20 protein-coding genes are annotated in these 19,820 nt (G+C 54.9%); 8 read left to right on the top strand and 12 right to left on the bottom strand.

Translation table 11 applies throughout. The annotated features are described in order from the left end of the window. Window positions 1–27: 27 nt before the first annotated feature. Complete coding sequence (gene asd / locus ACGHP1_RS07775; RefSeq protein WP_005942078.1) at window positions 28–1,110, bottom strand: aspartate-semialdehyde dehydrogenase; 1,083 nt, start codon at window positions 1,108–1,110, stop codon at window positions 28–30. A 170-nt stretch (window positions 1,111–1,280) separates the two neighbouring features. On the opposite strand from asd, the gene queA reads away from it, so the two are divergent. From queA to ACGHP1_RS07740, 7 genes are all read left to right on the top strand, one after another. Beyond that, a complete protein-coding gene (gene queA / locus ACGHP1_RS07770) occupies window positions 1,281–2,309 on the top strand; it encodes a tRNA preQ1(34) S-adenosylmethionine ribosyltransferase-isomerase QueA (RefSeq protein WP_005942082.1) in 1,029 nt (342 codons plus the stop codon). A gap of 97 nt (window positions 2,310–2,406) precedes the next feature. Then, window positions 2,407–3,552 (top strand): tRNA guanosine(34) transglycosylase Tgt, encoded by a 1,146-nt coding sequence (gene tgt / locus ACGHP1_RS07765; protein WP_390508831.1) that lies wholly within the window; start codon window positions 2,407–2,409, stop codon window positions 3,550–3,552. A gap of 73 nt (window positions 3,553–3,625) precedes the next feature. Next, entirely contained in the window at window positions 3,626–3,937 is a 312-nt protein-coding gene (gene yajC / locus ACGHP1_RS07760) for a preprotein translocase subunit YajC (protein ID WP_005942086.1), read from the top strand. 75 nt (window positions 3,938–4,012) lie between these two features. Further along, the gene (locus ACGHP1_RS07755; protein WP_005942088.1) at window positions 4,013–4,408 is read left to right on the top strand and encodes a TIGR04086 family membrane protein; all 396 of its coding nucleotides are present in this window, start codon (window positions 4,013–4,015) and stop codon (window positions 4,406–4,408) included. A gap of 25 nt (window positions 4,409–4,433) precedes the next feature. Continuing rightward, window positions 4,434–5,174, top strand: coding sequence for a hypothetical protein (locus ACGHP1_RS07750; RefSeq protein WP_390508827.1), 741 nt, complete (start codon window positions 4,434–4,436; stop codon window positions 5,172–5,174). Between the two features lie 96 nt (window positions 5,175–5,270). Continuing rightward, window positions 5,271–6,683: a DNA repair protein RadA gene (gene radA / locus ACGHP1_RS07745; protein ID WP_082210849.1), complete on the top strand. Its 1,413-nt coding sequence runs from the start codon at window positions 5,271–5,273 to the stop codon at window positions 6,681–6,683. A gap of 11 nt (window positions 6,684–6,694) precedes the next feature. Further along, window positions 6,695–7,900, top strand: a complete 1,206-nt coding sequence (locus ACGHP1_RS07740; protein WP_005942091.1) for a tyrosine-type recombinase/integrase — start codon at window positions 6,695–6,697, stop codon at window positions 7,898–7,900. A gap of 596 nt (window positions 7,901–8,496) precedes the next feature. Here ACGHP1_RS07740 and ACGHP1_RS07735 read toward each other — a convergent pair. The 6 genes from ACGHP1_RS07735 to ACGHP1_RS07710 all read right to left on the bottom strand — a co-directional run bounded on the left by ACGHP1_RS07735 (window position 8,497) and on the right by ACGHP1_RS07710 (window position 15,330). After that, complete coding sequence (locus tag ACGHP1_RS07735; RefSeq protein WP_242961900.1) at window positions 8,497–9,363, bottom strand: N-acetylmuramoyl-L-alanine amidase; 867 nt, start codon at window positions 9,361–9,363, stop codon at window positions 8,497–8,499. A 109-nt stretch (window positions 9,364–9,472) separates the two neighbouring features. Continuing rightward, window positions 9,473–11,884 carry an endonuclease MutS2 gene (locus ACGHP1_RS07730; protein ID WP_390508824.1) on the bottom strand — a complete coding sequence of 804 codons (2,412 nt, stop codon included), beginning with the start codon at window positions 11,882–11,884 and terminating at the stop codon, window positions 9,473–9,475. 15 nt (window positions 11,885–11,899) lie between these two features. Continuing rightward, entirely contained in the window at window positions 11,900–12,646 is a 747-nt protein-coding gene (recO, locus tag ACGHP1_RS07725; protein ID WP_044953693.1) for a DNA repair protein RecO, read from the bottom strand. A 194-nt stretch (window positions 12,647–12,840) separates the two neighbouring features. Beyond that, on the bottom strand, window positions 12,841–13,779 hold the full coding sequence (gene era, locus ACGHP1_RS07720; protein WP_154255692.1) for a GTPase Era: 939 nt from the start codon (window positions 13,777–13,779) through the stop codon (window positions 12,841–12,843). 46 nt (window positions 13,780–13,825) lie between these two features. Continuing rightward, a complete protein-coding gene (gene ybeY / locus ACGHP1_RS07715) occupies window positions 13,826–14,317 on the bottom strand; it encodes an rRNA maturation RNase YbeY (RefSeq protein WP_097775507.1) in 492 nt (163 codons plus the stop codon). Between the two features lie 53 nt (window positions 14,318–14,370). After that, window positions 14,371–15,330 carry a PhoH family protein gene (locus ACGHP1_RS07710; protein ID WP_005942102.1) on the bottom strand — a complete coding sequence of 320 codons (960 nt, stop codon included), beginning with the start codon at window positions 15,328–15,330 and terminating at the stop codon, window positions 14,371–14,373. A gap of 355 nt (window positions 15,331–15,685) precedes the next feature. Here ACGHP1_RS07710 and ACGHP1_RS07705 point away from each other — a divergent pair, with 355 nt between their 5' ends. Next, window positions 15,686–15,880 carry a DUF3873 family protein gene (locus ACGHP1_RS07705; RefSeq protein ID WP_005942104.1) on the top strand — a complete coding sequence of 65 codons (195 nt, stop codon included), beginning with the start codon at window positions 15,686–15,688 and terminating at the stop codon, window positions 15,878–15,880. Between the two features lie 72 nt (window positions 15,881–15,952). Here the strand turns inward: ACGHP1_RS07705 and yqeB are convergent, their stop codons facing one another. From yqeB to yedF, 5 genes are read right to left on the bottom strand one after another with little or no spacing between them, the layout of a single operon-like run. Beyond that, window positions 15,953–16,768: a selenium-dependent molybdenum cofactor biosynthesis protein YqeB gene (gene yqeB / locus ACGHP1_RS07700; protein WP_390508819.1), complete on the bottom strand. Its 816-nt coding sequence runs from the start codon at window positions 16,766–16,768 to the stop codon at window positions 15,953–15,955. Further along, window positions 16,765–17,820, bottom strand: coding sequence for an XdhC/CoxI family protein (locus ACGHP1_RS07695; protein ID WP_349137383.1), 1,056 nt, complete (start codon window positions 17,818–17,820; stop codon window positions 16,765–16,767). The genes yqeB and ACGHP1_RS07695 overlap by 4 nt, the downstream gene beginning before the upstream one ends. Before the next feature lie 25 nt (window positions 17,821–17,845). After that, complete coding sequence (locus ACGHP1_RS07690; RefSeq protein WP_097775510.1) at window positions 17,846–18,076, bottom strand: DUF3343 domain-containing protein; 231 nt, start codon at window positions 18,074–18,076, stop codon at window positions 17,846–17,848. 1 nt (window position 18,077) lies between these two features. Continuing rightward, window positions 18,078–19,217, bottom strand: coding sequence for an aminotransferase class V-fold PLP-dependent enzyme (locus ACGHP1_RS07685; protein WP_390508815.1), 1,140 nt, complete (start codon window positions 19,215–19,217; stop codon window positions 18,078–18,080). Further along, window positions 19,214–19,819, bottom strand: coding sequence for a sulfurtransferase-like selenium metabolism protein YedF (yedF, locus tag ACGHP1_RS07680; RefSeq protein WP_097775569.1), 606 nt, complete (start codon window positions 19,817–19,819; stop codon window positions 19,214–19,216). The genes ACGHP1_RS07685 and yedF overlap by 4 nt, the downstream gene beginning before the upstream one ends. Window position 19,820: the final 1 nt, after the last annotated feature.

The raw sequence follows: 19,820 nt of genomic DNA, 5'->3' as shown, positions 1-19,820 counted from the left end.
TTGTATGCGCTTTTGCGCAAAATATACTTAGTCGAAATAGCCCTTTGCGGCCAGCAGCTCTGCCAGCAGAACGCCGCCGCCTGCAGCACCGCGCAGGGTGTTGTGGCTCATGCAGGCAAATTTGTAATCAAACAGGGTGTCCTCGCGCAGGCGGCCGATGCACACAGCCATGCCGTTCTCGGTGTTGCGGTCCAGCTTGGGCTGCGGACGATCCGGCTCGGTGAAGTAATGCAGGAACTGCTTGGGTGCGCTGGGCAGGTCAAGCTCCTGTGCGGGGCCGCGGAAGTTTGCCCATGCCTCCAAAATCTGCTCCTTGGTGGGCTTCTTCTCAAAGCTTACAAACACGGCAGCGGTGTGGCCGTCGGAGACAGGCACACGGAAGCACTGGGCGGTGATCACCGGCTTTTCGGCGTTCACGATATGGTCGCCCTCAATGTGGCCCCACAGCTTGAGCGGCTCGCGCTCGCTCTTCTCTTCCTCGCCGCCGATGTAGGGAATCACGTTGTCCACGATCTCGGGCATACGGTCAAAGGTCTTGCCTGCACCGGAAATGGCCTGATAGGTGCACACCAGAGCCTTGCTGACGCCAAAATCCTTCATCAACGGGTGCAGGGCGGGAACATAGCTCTGCAGGCTGCAGTTGGACTTGACGGCAATAAAGCCGCGTTTGGTGCCCAGACGCTTGCGCTGTGCGGGGATGATCTCGATGTGGTCGGCGTTGATCTCGGGCACCACCATGGGCACATCCGGGGTAAAGCGGTTTGCACTGTTGTTGGACACCACCGGGCACTCAGCCTTTGCATAGGCCTCTTCCAGAGCCTTGATCTCATCCTTGGGCATGTTGACTGCACAGAAGATAAAATCCACCTGAGAAGCAACCTCTTCCACCTTGGATGCATCCAAAACTACCATCTTCTTGACACTTTCCGGCATGGGGGAGGTCATGGCCCAGCGGGGACCGACAGCTTCCTCATAGGTCTTGCCGGCGCTGCGGCCGGATGCAGCCAGAACAGTCAGCTTGAACCAGGGGTGATTTTCCAGCAGCGTCACAAAACGCTGACCGACCATACCAGTCGCACCTACGATACCCACTTTATACTGTTTTTCCATTTCCAGCACCTTTCCTTTCGTGAAAGCGAACTCAATAAATATTTCTATTACATAGATTCACGGCTTGCAAACCGGACAGCGATGCAATATAATAGATACTGTTTATACAGATTTTATGATATCATTGATACGGTGTCCGTGTCAATCATCGGAAAGGCAAATTGCACGCTATGTTAAAAAAAGATTTTTGGTATGATTTACCCAAAGAACTCATTGCACAGGAGCCGGCTGACCCCAGAGACTCTGCACGGCTGATGGTGCTGAGCCAGAAAGACGACAGCATCCAGCACAAGATCTTCCACGATCTGCCGGAATTTTTAGAGCCGGGCGACCTGCTGGTGGTAAACAATTCCAAGGTCCTGCCCGCCCGCATTGTGGGCGTCAAGCAGCCCACCGGTGCTGTGTGTGAGCTGCTTTTGCTGCGTCAGGTCAAGGGCGACCAGTGGGAATGCCTTGCAAAGCCCGGCAAGCGGATGCAGCCCGGCACGAAGGTGAGCTTTGGTGACGGCAGCCTGACCGCCGTGGTAGACGAGACCATGGAGGACGGCAACAAGTACGTTACATTTTATTACGATACCGAGACCCTTTATGAAAAGCTGGACGAATTTGGCAAAATGCCTCTGCCGCCCTACATCACAAAGCAGCTGGAGGATCAGAGCCAGTATCAGACTGTTTACGCAAAGGAGCTTGGCAGTGCTGCAGCGCCCACGGCCGGCCTTCATTTCACACCGGAGCTGATGGATACCATCCGTGCCAAGGGCGTGAACATTGCCGAAGTGACCCTGCATGTGGGTCTGGGCACCTTCCGCCCTGTACAGGAGGACGAGATCGCGGATCACAAAATGCACAGCGAATGGTACTGCATCGACGAAAAAACGGCGCAGATGATCCGCGATACCAAAGCCGCCGGTCATCGTGTGATCGCCGTGGGTACCACCAGCTGCCGCACGCTGGAAGCCGTTGCCGCAAAGTACGGCGAGATCCGCGCCTGCAGCGGCAACACTTCTATCTTCCTGTATCCAGGCGTGAAGTTCAACTGCATCGACGGCCTGATCACCAACTTCCACCTGCCGGAAAGCACCCTTATCATGCTGGTGTCGGCCCTGTATGGCTACGAAAAGACCATGGCAGCCTATAAGGTGGCTGTGGAGGAACGTTATAGATTCTTCTCTTTTGGCGATGCAATGCTGATTCTTTGATTATTTTTCCCGCTATTCTGTTGTTGATGAGCCTGATCCCGGGCTTTTTCATGAAGATCGCACGGCTGTTTTCCGTGCACAGAAAGGAACAAAAACTATGCCTTCTTTGACGACCTATAAGCTGCTCAAGCAGGAACACGACGCCCGGCGGGGCGAGTTCAAGACCGTGCACGGCACGGTGCAGACGCCCGCTTTTCAGAACGTGGCTACCGCCGGTGCCATCAAGGGCGGGTTGTCTGCTCAGGACCTGAAAGACATTGGCGCACAGGTCATGCTGTGCAACACCTACCACCTGCATCTGCGCCCCGGCGACAAGCTGGTAGCCGATATGGGCGGTCTGCACAAATTTACCCGCTGGAACGGCCCCATTCTGACCGACAGCGGTGGATTTCAGGTATTCAGTCTGGCAAAGCTGCGCAAGATCACCGAAGAGGGCGTGACCTTTGCCTCCCATCTGGACGGCCACCGCATCTTTATGGGCCCGGAAGAGAGTATGCAGATCCAGGCAAACCTTGGCTCTACCATCGCCATGGCCTTTGATGAATGCGTGGAAAACCCCGCCCAGCACGATTACTCCAAGGCCAGCTGCGAACGAACGACCCGTTGGCTGAAACGCTGTAAGTTTGAAATGGCCCGCCTGAAGCACGAGGGCATTTCCGTGAATCCCGATCAGCTGCTGTTTGGCATCAATCAGGGCTGCACCTTTGCTGATTTGCGTGTGGAGCACATGAAGCAGATCGCAGATCTTGATCTGGACGGTTACGCCATCGGCGGTCTGGCTGTGGGCGAGCCCACCGAGGTGATGTATGAAATGATCAGTCAGGTGGAGCCCCACATGCCCAAGGATAAGATTCGCTACCTGATGGGCGTGGGCACGCCGGGCAATATCATCGAGGCCGTTGCCCGCGGCGTGGATCTGTTTGACTGTGTAATGCCCAGCCGCAACGCACGGCATGGTCACCTGAACACCTGGGGCGGTATCATCAACATTAAGAATGCAAAGTATGAGCGTGATGAACGCCCCATTGATCCTGCTTGTGGCTGCCCGGTCTGCCGCAGCTATTCCCGTGCCTATATCCGCCACCTGTTCAAAGCGGAGGAGATTTTGGGAATGCGCCTTGCCGTCATGCACAACCTGTGGTTCTATAACCATCTGATGGAGCGCATCCGGGATGAGCTGGATGCAGGCACCTTCACGGCTTTCCACGATAAATATGTAAAGCTTCTGGATACCCGAATTTGAGAATAAGCCTTGCAACAGGTCGTTTAAAAAGGTATAATAAGCTTATCTGAATTTTGAGAGGAGATTTTGCCCCATGCAATTTCTGACTACCACTTCCGAAGGCTACATCAGCCTGTTCTTCACACTGGCTCTGATGCTGGTTCTGCTGTACTTCATGATCTATCGTCCCCAGAAGAAGCAGGAGAAGAAGGATGCCGCAATGCGCAGCAGCCTGGAGATCGGCGATCAGGTCACCACCATTGGCGGTGTCATTGGCCGTGTTGTTGCAATCAAGGACGATACCTTTGTTCTGGAGACCGGTGCTGACCGTGTGAAGATCCGCTTCACCAAGACTGCAATTTCCGCTGTTGAAAAGCTGAACATGGACAAGGCTGACAAGAAGTAAGCTTTTTCTTCAAACAATTAAGAGCATATCAAACGCGTCTTCCTGCATAGATTACTGGCAGGGAGGCGCGTTTTTATGTCTGAGAAAAAACTTTTCCCGGCGGAACTCCGGGTTCTTCTGCTGGCTGGGGCAGTCGGCGTTATGGTCACAGCGGGCGGGCTGGCCGCAATGGCAGCGCTGATGACAGCACAGGGTTATTCTGGTGCCGCCGCACCGCCGCTGGCAACAGCAGCCGTTGGTGCAGGGAGCCTTTGCAGCGGTTGGATCGCTGCATTTTGCAAGAAGGAACGCGGCCTGCTGTGCGGGCTTGTACAGGGCCTGTTTTATGCGGCATTGCTCGTGGTGCTCAGCGTTCCTTCCGGTACGCTTACGGAAGAGCCGCCGCTGCTGCGGTTTGCTGTGCTGATCCTGTGCGGCAGTATTGGCGGATTGCTGGGCATGGTGACCCGGGAGAAAAAGCGCCGCAGCTGAACAAATAAAACAGGGAGGTTCGATCATGTGGGTCTATCAGCAAACAGGAACGCCAGCGCATTTGCCAGAAGCCGCGCAGCCGCTTCCCACAGGTGAAGCTGCGCTTCTGCCGCAGCCGCAGAAAACACTGCCGCCAGAACGATCCGCACCGGAAGTGCCTTCACCGCTGCAGAGACATAACACGGAAACCCGGCAGAAAACCTGCTGGCTGCTCGTCTGTGCCTTTCTGATCGGCTCTGGCTCAGCTGGCGTGCTTCTGGCTTTCTGCGAAAAGCAGCAGCCGGACTGGCTGCAATATTACCTGCAAAGCTGGCGCGGCCTGTTTGCCGCTGCAGATTCACATACTGCGGCCAGCCTTTTCGGAATGGAATATCTTACGCTGGCTGCGGCCGCGACCCTTCTGTTCCTGATGGGCTTTTCCGCACTGGGGCCGGTTTTGATCTTTTTGTTTACGATGTTCTATGGGCTGGGAAACGGGACGCTGTTTGTGCAGCTGCTTTCCGACACGGCACTGAAAAAGGAAACGTGGCTTCTGCTGCTTGCATTTCTGCCTGCGGCAGCTGCTTCTGCAGGGCTGTGCACGCTCGGCACAGATTCTCTGCGGGTGAGCAGCCAGATCCGCGTCTGTTCCTTTTTTGCAGCAGGGCCTGACCGGGAGATCGTCCGGCCACATGGATTCATCCGGCAGTATCTGCTGACGCTGACGTTATTTGTGCCGCTGTGCGGCATTTCTGCAGCGCTTGCAAGCATTGGAAGCAGGCTTTGAGCAAGGCTTTGAGCAAGGGCTTTTCTTGCGGGTTTGCTTGTTATATGCTACAATAGAGAATAATAAAGCCAAGACAATGTAACAGGAGCTTTTTTGATGAAGGAACCAAAACTGAAAACTGTATATGTGTGTTCCAACTGCGGCGAGACAAGCCCCCGCTGGATGGGCCGCTGCCCAAGCTGCGGCAGCTGGAACACGATGAACGAGGACGTTGTAGCGGAAGCCCCCAAAGCAGGTACTGCCGCAGCCAAACAGGCGGCAGCCGCCCGCCCGGAAGGGGTGACCACCCTGACCGCAAAACGCCTTTCTGAGATCAGCATGACCGAAGAAAAAAGCCGTATTCTGACCGGCATTTCGGAGCTGGACCGTGTACTTGGCGGCGGCATTGTGCTGGGCGGCGTTGTGCTTTTGAGCGGTGAGCCGGGTGTGGGCAAATCTACTATGCTTCTGCAGCTGTGCGGTGCCATTTCCAACCAGCACAGCGTTTTGTATATCACTGGCGAGGAATCGGTGCGGCAGGTCAAGCTGCGCGCTGCCCGGCTGAAAGTGCCGCAGGATAACATCTTTCTGGCAGCGGAGAATGATGTGGACGAGATCTGCGGCCTGATCGAAAAAGAAAAGCCGGATCTCGTGGTCATCGACTCCATCCAGACGATGCGCTGCATGGATATCTCGTCCTCCGCCGGTACGGTAAGTCAGGTCAAGGAAAGTGCGGCCCGCCTGCTGGCCGTGGCCAAAAAACAGGAGATCCCCATGTTCATTGTGGGCCATGTGAACAAGGACGGTGCCATTGCAGGCCCAAAAGTCATGGAGCATATCGTGGATACGGTACTTTACTTTGAGGGCGATAAAATGCTGCCGTACCGCATCCTGCGTGCGGCCAAGAACCGTTATGGCTCTACCAATGAGCTGGGCATGTTTGATATGACGGGGCAGGGCCTTGCTGAGATCGAAAACCCTTCACAGATGCTGCTGGAAGGCCGTCCTCTTGGCGTTTCCGGCAACTGTGTGGCCTGTACCATGGAGGGCAGCCGTCCTATTTTGAGCGAAATTCAGGCCCTTGCAACCAAAACCAATTTTCCAGCACCGCGCCGTGCCTGCAGCGGCTACGACTACAACCGCATGAATCTGCTGATCGCTGTGCTGGAAAAGCGTGCAGGGTATTTCTTTGGAAACCTGGATGTATATATCAACATCGTGGGCGGCATTGCGCTGCGTGATACTGCCTGTGATCTTTCTGTCTGCTTGAGTATGGTCTCCTCGCTGCTGGACAGGCCCGTCAGCGATAAGCTGATCGCCATTGGCGAGGTCGGCCTTGGCGGTGAAGTGCGCAGCGTACCCAATCTGGAACAGCGCCTGCATGAGGCAGAGCGTATCGGCTTTGAACGTGCGGTGATCCCGAAGCACAGCCTGAATCATCTGAGCCCGGCAGATTATCCTGGAATGCAGCTGATCGGCGCGGCTTATATCACCGATGCGATCAATGCCCTGAAATCTGACCGCTTATAAGAGGAAAAACAATGTCGATCTATCTGGACGAGAAAAATCCCGGCAAGCACAAGCCCTTCGATGATGCTGCGCCGGACATTGTAGAATACGTCCGCTATCTGGAAGTGATCGCGGGCAAAAGCGCAAACACGGCGTTCAGCTACTACTGTGATCTGCGCGGATTCAGCCGTTTTATGAAGCGCCGCCGTGGGCTTGTGCCCGAAGACAGCGAGATGAAGGATATCGACCCCAAAGGGCTGGACACCGCATTCTGGGCCTCCGTAACAAAGGAGGATATCTACGAATATCTGTACTTTTTAAACCGCGAGTGCGGCAACAAAAAATCCTCAACGGCCCGGCGGCTGGCAAGCCTGCACGGCTTTTATGATTACCTGGTCAATCAGGTCAACCGGCTGGGTGCAGATCCGACTGCGGCCATCCACCCACCCAAACAGGATAAGGTACTGCCCAAATATCTGACGGCGGAGCAGTCCATGGAGTTATTGGAAAGCACGCAGACCCAAAGCGATTTTCCGGAGCGGGATTATTGCATGGTGACGCTGTTTTTGAACTGTGGAATGCGTCTGGCAGAGCTTGTCGGCATGAATCTGGACGACATTGATTTGGAAAACCGCCAGATACGCCTGTTTGGCAAGGGCCACAAGGAGCGCATGGTTTATCTGAATGATGCCTGCATGGAAGCATTGCGGCTGTATCTGGGCAAACGCAATACGATGGAGGGGCTTCTGCCGCAGGAAAAGGCGGTCTTTATTACCCGACGGCGCAAAGAGCGTATCTCGAACCGCAGGGTAGAACAGCTAGTGACCGGTGCAATGAAAGCAGCCGGATTAAAAGGCTTTTCCACACATAAGCTGCGCCACACTGCCGCAACTCTGATGTATCAGACCGGCAATGTAGATATCCTTACACTCAAGCAGCTTTTGGGCCACAGCAACGTGTCTACCACACAAATTTATACGCACCTACAGGAATTTCAGGTGCGCGCGGCTATTGAAGAAAACCCGCTGGGCAAGGTCAAAAAGCCCAAAGCATCTTCTCACATCTTGGATACAACAGAGAAGGAAACAGGGGAGACAGCAGAGGATTCAGCTCTGGATGAGGAACTTTCGTCTGTGCCCATGAAAGCCTTTGAGGGTGCGGCTCAGGATGGCATCGGGCTGGATGCTTCCGTGCTTGCAATGAAGCCTGATGCGAACGCTGGAAACGGAAATTCCTGAACCACATTACCCATAAAATGGAACGATACCGTCTGTGACGCGTCCAAGGTGCGGACATGTCATCGGCGGTATTTTTATAGATATATTTATATAAATAATGGAATGATAAGCTGTGATCTGGCCAGCGATTTGAAATCGCACGAGCAAAATGGTCGTGCGCAGAAAAATAAAAAGATTAGAATGACCACAGAACTTATATCAACATAAAAAGAGAATCTGGAAAAATAAAATGCAAGCGCGCATGGCAGCGGCAGACTGTGCAGCTTTTGTAATTTGTAAGTCCATAAAAAGATTGTAGCACCAAAATACTAATGAGACACAAAAATATAAAAAACGCAAAAGTTGAATCATACGGTATTACAGATGGCTGCAGATCCGCAGGTCGCGGAAAAAGGCCAGATTCAGGAAAATAGAGATTTTTCACTTCCCTGCATTTCGCATAACGTGCATTATACGAAAATTATGCAATCAAAAAAAATAAGACCGCCCTTCTCTTCTGGTTATGAGTTCAGCGGTCTTAAAATACTGATGGCTGTATGGTGTTGGGTTCAGAATGTTATCGCTTCTTCTCCCTTGGTGATGCTATGCTGATACTTTTAATTTAAAGTGAACCCGGCAAGCTGCTCGGCCTGCGGCTGTGTGCCAAAGTATGCACAGATCGCTTCGTAATAAACGCGGGCTGTTTTTTTACAACCTTCTTCGCTGCCGAACTGTGCAACATCTGCTTCATTCGTTACAAAGCATTGCTCTGCCAGCACTGCCGGACAATTTACATCTTCCAGCAACGTAAAGCTTCGCTCTGCACGCACCTCGGTGTGGGTGCTTTCCACCAGTTGCTTCTGATCGTTTTCCAGATAATAAATGTATCGGACTCCCCCGCGCCCACGCAGAGATGCTCCTGCAGCCTGCATTCCTTTGGCAAGCAGCTGCGCAAAGTAAAAGCTTTCCTGATGCCAAGTCCGGCCCGGCACTGCCGGATAGCACTCAAAGCCGGATGCAGTGGAGCCATTTGCAGCTGAGTTGCCGTGGATGGAAAGCAGCAGCTGCGGTGCCTGTTCGTCCGCTCTGGCAGCACGCTGGGCGGGTGTAGTGGTTTCATCAAAGCTGTCACGGGTCTGCAGCGGAATAAAATTAGAGTCCTGCTGCAGCAGCCGGATCAGTTCCGAGGCGGTTGCTGCGGTCATATCTTTTTCTTCGATCACTCCCCTTGCACCCGGGTCTGCTCCACCGTGCCCGGCATCGATCACCACGCGGTAAGGAGGATCACCGACCTGCGGACGGAATTCTTCACCGGCGATGCTTTCCGCTGGCTGAGCTGTCTGCAGAGTCAGCGCTGCATGCCAGAGCGAGCTGCCAAACCAGATGCCCACTGCGCAAAAAAGCAGAATGACCGTATTTTTGAGCACATGAGAAGTCTGTTTTCGTCTTTTTGAGTGCGCGGCTTTGGAATATCGTTTTGCCATTTTGGCTTACATCCTTATATTAGCATTCTTTATAGAATACGATCCTGCTCTGCAAATTCCTTCAATGTGAGAAAAAGCTACCCGAAAAATCCTTCGGATAGCTTTTTCTTTATTTCAGCTCTACCACGGTCACGCCGCTTTCACCCTCGCCATAACGGCCCAGACGGAAGCTTTTGACCATGCGGTTGCCGCGCAGATGCTTGTGGATAGCTGTGCGCAGCGCACCGGTTCCATTGCCGTGGATCAGATAAACCACTGTCTGTCCGTTCAGGATGGCACGGTCGATAAAGGAATCCACCTCCGGCAGCGCTTCGTCCACCGTCAGGCCCAGCAGATTGCATTCCATCTTGGCGGAACGCTGTACCCTCTCTACCCTGCCGTTCGGGCGGTTGGCATCGCCGGTCAGGCGGGAATAACGCTGCTGTGCTTTAGTCTGCGGTTTCTTTTCCTTGACCAGCTTTTCCGGCTGTTTCAAGCCCTTGAGCGGAACTTTGGTCTTGATGATGCCTGCACGCACCAGAACATCGCCGTTTTTATCCGGCAGGGCCAATACGGTGGCCAGCTGGTTCAGCTCTGCAATGCAGACCTCCTGCCCTACCTTGACCTCTTTCAGCGGCACAAATTCCTTGACGGGGTTATGCACCGCCTCGGAGCCGATAAACAGCTTTTCCGATTCTTTTTTGGCGATCTCGCGGGCGCGCTGAGCTTTCTGCTGGGTGCTCATGCGCTCGTCCTTCTGCAGCTGACGCAGTTCGTCGGTCAGGGCGTAAGCCTGACTTTCCACCTGCTGTGCCAGCGCACGAGCCTTGGCACGGGCAGCTTCCAGTTCATTTTCGCCCTGACGGATCAGCTCATCACGCTTTTTCTGCGCGGCTTCCAGCTGGTGGGAAGCTTCATTTTTCAGCTCTTCCACCTCGTTCTGGCTTTCCTTCAGCTGCAGCTTCAGATCATCCAGCTGTCCCAGAACGGCATCCAGACGCTTATCCTCTGCGGAAAGATGCTGCTGTGCCGCTTCGATCACGCGCTCCGGAATGCCCAACTTTTCGCTGATGAGGAACGCATTGGATTTGCCCGGCACGCCGACGCTCAGCTTATAGGTCGGGCGCAGCGTTTCCAGATCAAACTCACAGCTGGCATTGACAACGCCCTTGGTTTCCAGAGCAAACACCTTCAGCTCAGCGTAGTGAGTGGTGGCCATCAGCAGCACGCCGCGGCGGCGCAGCTCTTCAATGATGGCCACAGCCAGCGCAGCACCTTCGGCGGGGTCGGTACCGGCACCAAGCTCGTCCAGCAGCACCAGTGTGTGCGGCATGGCAAGCTCCAGAATGCCGGTGATCTTTTTCATATGACCGGAGAAGGTGGAAAGGCTCTGCTCAATGCTCTGTTCATCGCCGATATCCACCAGAAATTCGTCAAATACGCAGATCTCGCTGCGCTCGTCAGCCGGGATCAGGAAGCCGCACTGCGCCATGGCGCACAGCAGGCCCGCTGTTTTCAAGGTGACGGTTTTGCCACCGGTGTTCGGTCCGGTGATGATCAGCGAATCGTAATCTCTGCCCAGAGCAATATCCACAGGCACGCACTTTTTAGGATCGATCAGCGGGTGGCGCGCACGGATCAGCGAGAAGGAATCGTCGGTGCGGACAGCAGGCTTGAATGCCTTGAGATCCAAAGCCAGCCGTGCCTTTGCCAGCAGAACATCGATCTCCAGCATAGCCTTGTAGCTGTACTGGAACTGCGGCTCAATGGCGGCCACCTGTGCGGTAAAGGCCACCAGAATGCGCTCGATCTCCTGCGCTTCCTGCGCACGGTACTGCAAAATGCGGGCATTGGCTTCCACAACGGCCTGCGGCTCCACAAAGACGGTGGCTCCGGTAGACGAAACATCATGAATAATGCCGCTCACCTCACCGCGGTATTCGCTCTTGACCGGCACAACATACCGGCCATTGCGCATGGAAACCACGCTTTCCTGTAGATACTTGGAGGTATCCATATTGCGGACCATGCTCTCCAGACGGTCACGGATGCTGTTCTCCGTTGCGCGGATCTTTTTGCGCAGATCGTTCAGGGTATAAGAGGCCGTGTCTGCCATGGCATCCGGTGCCAAAATGGCGCTGGAGATCTGCTGTTCCAGGCCCGGCTGCGGTGCCAGCGCATAGAACAGATCGTCTGTAGGCAGAACGTCGTGCTCCGAAGCACCATACCAGCTTGAAAGATTCTGAAAATTGCGCAGTGCACCAGCCACCATCAACAGCTCGCCCATTGAAAGTACGCCGCCTTTTACGGCGCGGGCCGCCAGCTGGCTGACATTCTCCACGCCGCCAAAGCGCGGGGAGCCGTTTTTGATCAGCAGGGTGTTGATGGCATCGGTCTGTTCCAGCGCATAGCGCACCTCGTCCGGGTCGCACTGCGGCTGAGTGGCAAGCAGCATTTCGCGCGCTTCCTTGCACACGCAGCCCTCTGCGGCGCGAGCGATGATCTTATCCAGTTCCAGAGTTTTTAAGTAACTTGTTTCCATAGGTTCCCTTTATGCTCAGGGCAGCAGGGTCTTTAAAAAGTCATAGCTTTTCAAAGGCTTATCCATGTGGGTCAGTGCATAGCGCTCTGCCACTGCGGAAAGCTTTTCCAGACTGCCCACAGAAATTTTGAATGCAAATATTTTTTTGTCGTCCACAAGGCAGATGTGCCGCAGCGCATACAGTGCGCCCTGATCAAGGTTGCAGGTCTTTCCTGCTTTTGCGGCGCAGTCTGCACAGAGCAGATGACCTTCCTGCACATCCAGATAGAACGCAGCACCATCATAGGCGCTGCAATCGCGGCAGCACACGATCTGCGGCATAAAGCCGCACTCGCTCATGGTGCGCAGTTCAAACACGGCCTTGATCACCCGCAGATCCGTTTTGCTCTCGCTGATCATATAGAAACAGTTGAGCAGCAGCCGAAGCTCCCGCTGTGCCTCCTGCCCGGTGGGCGAAAGGGTCATTGCCATTTCAGCCATATACATGGCAAGGCTCATGCCCTCAATGCTGGACGAGATGCCGTGAAAGACATTTTTCACTTCTGCTTCCCGCACAGTGTACATGTTGCGGCCCGGCACCAGTGTGAACTCGGAGTAGCAGAACAGCCCGCACGCGCTGAACAGCTTGCTCTTCAGCCGCAGGCTGCTCTGCGCTGCTGCCGAGATCACGCCCAGTTCCGGTGTCAGGATCGTCAGAATGCGGTCCGATTCCTTATAGCGGGTCTCCTTCAGCACCAGACCCGTGGTTACAAAGGCTTCCATTTTCTTGGTCCTCTGCCGGGGCTTCTTCCGGCCGCTGTTGTTTATAATCGAGATAACGAAGAATGTTTCCCGTGCAGGCAAACGCCTGCCAGCTTGCTTGTGCATCCATTTGCAGCACCTCTTCCCTGTTACGGATAGTGTCAGGTTTATTTTAACCGTTCATCCAAGGGAATTCTGTCCTGCTTTGGCAAGTGTCAGCGGTTATTGGTGTTCTGCTTGAAGCCAAAGTTGTTCAGCAGGAACTCGTTATCGCGCCAATCGGATTTTACCTTTACCCAGCACTGCAGATTGACACGGCAGCCCAAAAACTCTTCGCAGTCCGCACGGGCAGCACTGGCAATTTTTTTCAGCATTGCGCCGCCTTTTCCAATGACCATGCCCTTGTGGCTTTCGCGCTCGCAGTAGATATTTACATCAATATCGATCAGGTCGGTGCCCGGGCGCTCTTTGAAGCGCTCCACCACAACAGCAATGCCATGGGGGATCTCGTCGCGCATGAACAGCAGGGCCTTTTCACGGATGACCTCCGCCACAAGCTCCTTTTCCGGCATATCCGTGTAGGCATCATCATCAAAATAATGCGGGCCTTCCACAGCATAGCGGCTCAAAGCATCGAACAGCACTTCGCAGCCGTCGTTATCACGGACGCTGATGGTGTAGATATCGTCGAATACACCCAATGCCTTCAGCTCTTCTTTGCGGGCTTCCAGATCAGCAGGCTCCTTGACAAGGTCGGTCTTGTTGATGACTGCAATTGCCGGGCCGCCGCTGCTGCGCAGCATATCCACCAGCACCATTTCCGATTCATTCAGTGCGCCGTAAGGCTCAAACAGCATCATGGAAACATCCACATCTGCAATGGAATCGCTGGCAGTCTTATCCATCCGTTTACCCAGTTTGTTGCGTGCCTTGTGCACACCGGGTGTATCCAGCAGCACATACTGCAGCGGCCCGCGGGTGATCACGCCGGTAATGCGGGTGCGGGTGGTCTGCGGTTTGGAAGTGACAATGGCTACCTTTTCGCCAACCAGAAGGTTGGTCAGACTGGATTTGCCTACATTGGGACGGCCAATGACAGCCACAAAAACGGAAGAAGTATCATAATGCCCCTGAATGGGTGTAGCGTTACTCAAAATCTAGCTCCTGTCTGTATTGTGCGGCAACCGCACGGTGAATCAATTACTCGGTATAGCTTACGGTGCGCGGCAGGCCCAGCTGCAGCAGAACAGCTTCCTCTTTCTCACGCATCCGCATGGCTTCCAGACCGCCATTTTCGTGGTCGTAGCCCAGCAGGTGCAGCATGGAGTGCACCGTCAGGAACGCCACCTCACGCTGCAGCGGATGGCCGTAGAGGTTTGCCTGCTCCTGTGCACGCTCCATACTGATGACGATGTCACCCAGCATTTTGCAGCCGTTGTTCTCGTCAACATCATATTTGCCGTCTACCCCCAGAGGGAAGCTCAGCACGTCGGTGGGCATGGGCTTATTGCGGTACTGGTTGTTCAGCTCAGCAATGGCGGCGTTATCCACAAAGGTCACGCTGATCTCTGCAGGAGCTTCAAAATGCTCATACTCCAACACGGCATTACAGGCACGGCGGATGAGAATGCGCAGACCGGAAGGAACCTTGACGGCCTTCTGTGAATTGGTGATCAAAACTTTATTGGACATAAATCAGTCCACTCCTTTCTGTTTTTGATGGCTTTATATGAATTCTGGTGATTTTATTTTTCAGGGTGTGCAGCCTTTTCGTAAGCCTTGATAATCTCCTGCACAAGACGGTGGCGCACAACATCTTTCTCAGTAAAATAGCACTGTGCAATCCCATTTACATTTTTAAGCACGTGCAGTGCATCCACAAGACCGCTGCGGGTGCGTTCCGGCAGATCGATCTGGGTCACATCACCGGTAACCACCACCTTGGAGCCGACACCCATACGTGTGAGGAACATTTTCATCTGCTCCGGTGTGGTGTTCTGTGCCTCGTCCAAAATGATAAAGGAATCATCCAGCGTGCGCCCGCGCATATAGGCAAGCGGTGCAACCTCAATGATCTGCTTTTCCACAAGGCGCTCGTAAGTTTCAGCACCCAGCATATCAAACAGGCCGTCATACAGTGGGCGCAGATAAGGGTCTACCTTCTGCTGCAGATCACCGGGCAGAAAGCCCAGCTTTTCACCTGCTTCCACTGCCGGGCGGGTGAGCACGATGCGGGAAACATCCTTGGCTTTAAAAGCCTTTACCGCCATGGCAACGGCCAGATAGGTCTTGCCGGTACCCGCCGGGCCAACGCCAAAGGTGATGGCATTGGTGCGGATGGCATTGAGATATTCCTTCTGGCCCAGTGTTTTGGGCCGAATCGGCCGTCCCTTGACCGTTACGGTAACAAAATCTTCGGTCAGTTCCTTGACCCGCTTTTCTGCTCCGTCGTGCGCCAGACTGATGCAGTAGCGCACGGTCTGGTCCTCCAGCGGTGTATGATTCTCGATCAGAAGCAGCATTCCCTCCACAGCGCGGCTGGCCGCGGCAACATTGGCCGGTTCGCCTGAAAGCCGCAGCTGCGTGCCCCGGCAGACCGCCGTAACAGAAAATTCGTTCTCCAGCAGACGGATGTTCCGGTCGCAGTTGCCAAAAACAGCTGCGGCGACCTCTACACTATCCAGTTCAATATTCTTTTCTGCCATGTGCTCCTCCTGAAAGGATATATTTTAATGCTTCTATTGTACCACCAAAATCTCGAGAAGAAAACTGTGAAAAGTACACAAAATATTTTCATCCGTTCCATCGGTTTTTTCATACGCCAAGGCAGCTGCCCCTGCAAAGCGTCAGCGGCAAAAAAGAAAATGCAGGAACAGGAATGCATCCTGTACAAATGATCTTGTCAAGCCCTTTTGTGCCACAACCACAGAGAAAAACAAAGCATATCTTTGGCCAAAAAGGCAATAGTAAACTTTTCCCCTGCGTGCTACAATAGCAAGCGTTGTGCGGCTTGCACCCGGCCGGCCGCTCCGGAATGCTGAAATCAAAGGAGAAGGAACCATGGAACAACTTTTTCTGATGCCCGGTGAAGAACGCTGCGAACGCTTCAAGGATGGCAACGGTATTCCGAGAGTTCACTACTCCTATCGCTCGATGCACGGTGCATTCTTCGACTGCGAGAGCCGCAGTTTGGAGGAAGCCCAGCGCCTGTGTGAGGACTGGCTGGTAGGCCAGGACCGCTGCTACCGCAACTGAAATGAAAAATAGAAACCTCCGCTTCCCTGTCGGTACTGCCGCCGGGAAGCGGAGGTTTTGCTTTTTACAGTTTTATTTCCACAGTTGAGCGCAGACAAGTTCCAGCACACTGCCCGCGATGCAGCGGGCCTTATCCGAAATGAGAAAGCAGTTGGAAAGCTCCTCTTTGCGGGGGTCTATATCGGCCACCTTAAAACCGGGCGTTACCGGATAACTGCTGCGCAGAAGCCCGCGCAGAATGCCCGTGATCTGCGTGGTCACAGAGATCATGGCACCATCTGCCGTGCGGATCTGCGCAATGGTCTCACCCGCTTCCACAATATCTCCAATTTCGCGGAGATCCATAAATATACCGGCCGTGCCGGCATGGATCACGCGCTCTTTTCCGTAGCCGCCAATGATTCCGGGAATGCCGGTATCGGGGATGGCACTGCCTTCCCGAATGATGCGTCCCAGCCGGTGGCCGCGTTTGGTCTCCACCACCACATCCACATCCTGCCCGGCCGTGAAACCGGGGCCGAGTGCAATGGTCAGGGGTGCCATATCCCGCGTTGTGCCAAGATTCTTTTTGGCAAGGATCGCATCCACAAGGACATCCGGCTTTGCGGGCGCAATGCTTTTGCCTTGCGGGTCTACCAGAACAGGAACGGCATTCTGTTTCCAGATTTCTTCTGCCTGTGCCAGAGTTTCGATCCGTACCGCACGCAGACCTTCAACGGCGGTCTCACCTTCATAAACGGCTTCGCACAGAGAAACCTGCCGCCGGATCGCCGCCGGATGCTCCGCTTCCAGCACCAGCACACGCAGGCCTGCGCTCCACAGCCGGTGAATGGTGCCGGTAGCAAGGTCGCCACCGCCGCGCACAAGGATCAGTGCATCCTTCTTCATTTGATCTCCTCTCCGGGCTGGAGTCGAGTCAATACGATCTCCATAGACCCACCGCAGGCAGCAATTGCTGCATCATCATTTTTGCCGTCTGCCGAAAAATGCAGCCGTTGATACGCCGGAGCAGCTCCCGTCAGCATTTCCTGTGCAGCCAGAATGGTGCGGTGCTCCATAATACCGCCGCCCACGCTGCCCACAATAGAGCCGTCTGTGCGAACCAGCATTTTTGCGCCGATTTCCCGCGGCGTAGAGCCGTGCCGCGCCGCAATCACGGCAAGCACCGCCTGCTGCCCGGCGGCATCTGTCTGAGCCATGGCTTCCAGAAGGGCAGATGAAAAGCCCTCCGTCTGCGGCCGCGCATTCTTGATCGATACGATCTGTGCCAGAATGGAAAGTGCGATCTCCTCTGCCGTCTGTGAGCCGATGGAAAGCCCGATGGGGGCGTACAACGCCTCCACTCTTTCGGCATCGATACCGGCTTCCAGAAGTTGACGGCGCACCAGTGCGGCACGCCCACGGCTGCCCATCATGCCAACATAGGCTGCAGGCTTTTTTAATATCACTTTCAGGCAGTCCACATCAAATGCATGTGCCCGGGTGACGACCACAAAATAAGTCTCTGCGCCGTCAGGTACCTGCGCAAGCGCTTTATCAAACGGCAGGCAGAGCACTTTATCGGCTCCGGCCAGCCGCAGCTGCTGTGCATATTCCTCGCGGTCATCCATTGCAAGGACCGTCAGGCCCAGCAGCTTTGCAAGCTGCACAACGGCTGCAGCCACATGTCCACCGCCGCAGACTACCAGCTGCGGCACCGCGCCAAAGCGCTCCGCAAAGATGTCTGTGCCTGCAACAGAGTGAATACCAGCTGCTGTGCAGCCCTGCAGTTCTGTCAGGTGCTGCAGCAGTACGGTGCTGTCTCCCCTCTGCCACACAGGCCTGCCCTCCAGCAAAAGCAGCTGGCTCCCCGCGGCATCGCCCTCTAACTGGGCCACCATCGTCCAGCCGCCCGCAGAACGGGCTTTTTGCAGCATTGTATAAAGCGGCATTTTACCCATGCGTCATTCTCCTGTTTTATCTTTATTACTGTTCTACTGCTGCGGCCTGATCGTAACGTGCCGGGTCCAGCCGGTTCTGCCACTGCTCAAATTCTTCCGGCAGCATCCGCCAGGCAAGGCCGCAGCCTGCGGAGATCTCGCGCGGCAGTGGGATGAGCCTGCCCGGAACCTTCTCCGCAAGGCACTGCTTTTCCCATTCCATGGCATCCAGCGTTGTGCGGAATGAAAGAACAATATAAGTTTTTTTGATGCGCATATCAGATCTCCTGTGCAAGCTCCTGAACAGCGGCTGCGGCCTGCAGCACTTCGGCTTCCGTATTGAAATGCGAAAAGCTGAACCGTACCACGCCCTGTTCCACCGTGCCCAGCGCTTTATGCATCAGCGGTGCACAGTGCGCGCCGGCACGCACACAGATGCTGTAGTCCTCCCACAGAATATCTGCAATGCGGGCTGAATCTTCGTCTCCGATGTTGAGCGAGATAATGGGAGCGTGCAGCGCCATTTCCGGGTCGCCGTAGATCTTCACGTTCGGCAGATCTCGAATGTTTTTATAAAAGAGCGCCGCCAGTGCAGTTTCTTTTGCACACAGCGTTTCCACACCCTGAGCCAGAATCCATTCCACACCGGCACACAGGCCCGCCAGACCCGGAACATTGAGCGTCCCGGCTTCCAGAGCGGTGGGCATCTGTGCGGGATGCTGTTCATCAAAGCTGTGTACGCCGCTGCCTCCCACTACCAATGGCTGGATGGAAAGCCCCGGGCGCACATACAAGCCGCCTGTTCCCTGCGGGCCAAGCAGCGCCTTATGCCCGGTGAAGCATAGCACATCAATGCCCAGTGCCTGTACGTCAATGGGCTGTGAACCCGCCGTCTGGGCCGCATCCACGATCAGCAGCAGGCCGTTCCGGTGCGCAAAACCCGCTGCTTTTGCAAGATCTGTTCCGTTGCCGGTCACATTGGAAGCACCTGTTACGACCAGCGCTTTTGTATTGGGCTGAACCAGCTTATCCCAGTCATCATATTGCAGCCGTCCGCGCTCATCCACACCCGCAAAACTGAACTGCAAGCCCTGTTCCCGCAGCCGGTAGAGCGGCCGCAGAACAGAGTTATGCTCACATACCGTTGTGATGATATGATCGCCCGGTGCAAAAAGGCCCCCCAATGCAATGTTCAAGGCCTCCGTTGCATTTGCCGCAAAGGCAATACAGGACGGGTCTGGTGCGTGGAGGAGCTTTGCCATTGCGCACCGTGCAGCATAAACAAGGCGGCTTGCGTGCAGCGTGGGCTCATGGGCACCCCGTCCCGGATTGCCTGCCGTGCGCATTGCGTCCAGCACAGCCTGCTCTACCTGCGGCGGCTTGCGCAGGGTCGTGGCAGCGTTATCCAGATAGATCACGGTTTCACCACGTTGCCTGCCTGCGTCAGCTTTTCCACGATGGTGTACATGTTGGTCACACTGCCAACAGCAAGCTTTTCGGTCAGGCCATAGAAATTCAGGCAGGTGCCGCAGGTCATGATCTCCACGCCCTGTGCTTCCAGTGCCTTCAGGTCATCCAGCATGGGCGAACCCTCACAGGTCAGGGACGCGCCGCCGTTATAGAACAGCACTGTTTTTGGCAGCTGATCCTGCTGGGTAAGTGCGAACACAAAGGCCTTGAGCAGGGACTTGCCAAGGTCATCTGCGCCAATGCCCATTTTATCAGAGCTGATGGCAACCACCGTGTCCGTGCGGGTGTCCGGTGCACAGGCCGGTGCTTCTTCAGTGGGTGTTTCGGACGCTTCGCCGACCGTGAACAGCACGCGGTATTCCCGCTCGGCCAGCTTTTCGGCGCTGTACTGATAACCTTTCTGCTGGGCCATTTTGGTAAGGTTCTGCACGGCGATCTCATTATCCACCAGCACTTCCACCTCACCGGCACCCTTCAGTTCAGAGATCGCCTTTTTGGCTTTTACAACGGGCAGCGGGCATGCGTCACCACGGGCATCAACTTTCAGCATC

The sequence above is a fragment of the Faecalibacterium sp. i21-0019-B1 genome (genome assembly GCF_042852915.1).
Taxonomy (GTDB): Bacteria; Bacillota; Clostridia; order Oscillospirales; family Ruminococcaceae; genus Faecalibacterium; species Faecalibacterium taiwanense.
The sequence above is the reverse complement of the archived record's forward strand: the minus strand, read 5'-3'. Positions and strand labels throughout refer to the sequence as shown.

Bases quoted from the DNA above. Each gene is read 5' to 3' on its own strand.
- asd (WP_005942078.1), bottom strand. From the start codon at position 1,110: ATGGAAAAACAGTATAAAGTGGGTATCGTAGGTGCGACTGGTATGGTC.
- queA (WP_005942082.1), top strand. From the start codon at position 1,281: ATGTTAAAAAAAGATTTTTGGTATGATTTACCCAAAGAACTCATTGCA.
- tgt (WP_390508831.1), top strand. From the start codon at position 2,407: ATGCCTTCTTTGACGACCTATAAGCTGCTCAAGCAGGAACACGACGCC.
- yajC (WP_005942086.1), top strand. From the start codon at position 3,626: ATGCAATTTCTGACTACCACTTCCGAAGGCTACATCAGCCTGTTCTTC.
- ACGHP1_RS07755 (WP_005942088.1), top strand. From the start codon at position 4,013: ATGTCTGAGAAAAAACTTTTCCCGGCGGAACTCCGGGTTCTTCTGCTG.
- ACGHP1_RS07750 (WP_390508827.1), top strand. From the start codon at position 4,434: ATGTGGGTCTATCAGCAAACAGGAACGCCAGCGCATTTGCCAGAAGCC.
- radA (WP_082210849.1), top strand. From the start codon at position 5,271: ATGAAGGAACCAAAACTGAAAACTGTATATGTGTGTTCCAACTGCGGC.
- ACGHP1_RS07740 (WP_005942091.1), top strand. From the start codon at position 6,695: ATGTCGATCTATCTGGACGAGAAAAATCCCGGCAAGCACAAGCCCTTC.
- ACGHP1_RS07735 (WP_242961900.1), bottom strand. From the start codon at position 9,363: ATGGCAAAACGATATTCCAAAGCCGCGCACTCAAAAAGACGAAAACAG.
- ACGHP1_RS07730 (WP_390508824.1), bottom strand. From the start codon at position 11,884: ATGGAAACAAGTTACTTAAAAACTCTGGAACTGGATAAGATCATCGCT.
- recO (WP_044953693.1), bottom strand. From the start codon at position 12,646: ATGGAAGCCTTTGTAACCACGGGTCTGGTGCTGAAGGAGACCCGCTAT.
- ybeY (WP_097775507.1), bottom strand. From the start codon at position 14,317: ATGTCCAATAAAGTTTTGATCACCAATTCACAGAAGGCCGTCAAGGTT.
- ACGHP1_RS07710 (WP_005942102.1), bottom strand. From the start codon at position 15,330: ATGGCAGAAAAGAATATTGAACTGGATAGTGTAGAGGTCGCCGCAGCT.
- ACGHP1_RS07705 (WP_005942104.1), top strand. From the start codon at position 15,686: ATGGAACAACTTTTTCTGATGCCCGGTGAAGAACGCTGCGAACGCTTC.
- yqeB (WP_390508819.1), bottom strand. From the start codon at position 16,768: ATGAAGAAGGATGCACTGATCCTTGTGCGCGGCGGTGGCGACCTTGCT.
- ACGHP1_RS07695 (WP_349137383.1), bottom strand. From the start codon at position 17,820: ATGGGTAAAATGCCGCTTTATACAATGCTGCAAAAAGCCCGTTCTGCG.
- ACGHP1_RS07690 (WP_097775510.1), bottom strand. From the start codon at position 18,076: ATGCGCATCAAAAAAACTTATATTGTTCTTTCATTCCGCACAACGCTG.
- yedF (WP_097775569.1), bottom strand. From the start codon at position 19,819: ATGCTGAAAGTTGATGCCCGTGGTGACGCATGCCCGCTGCCCGTTGTA.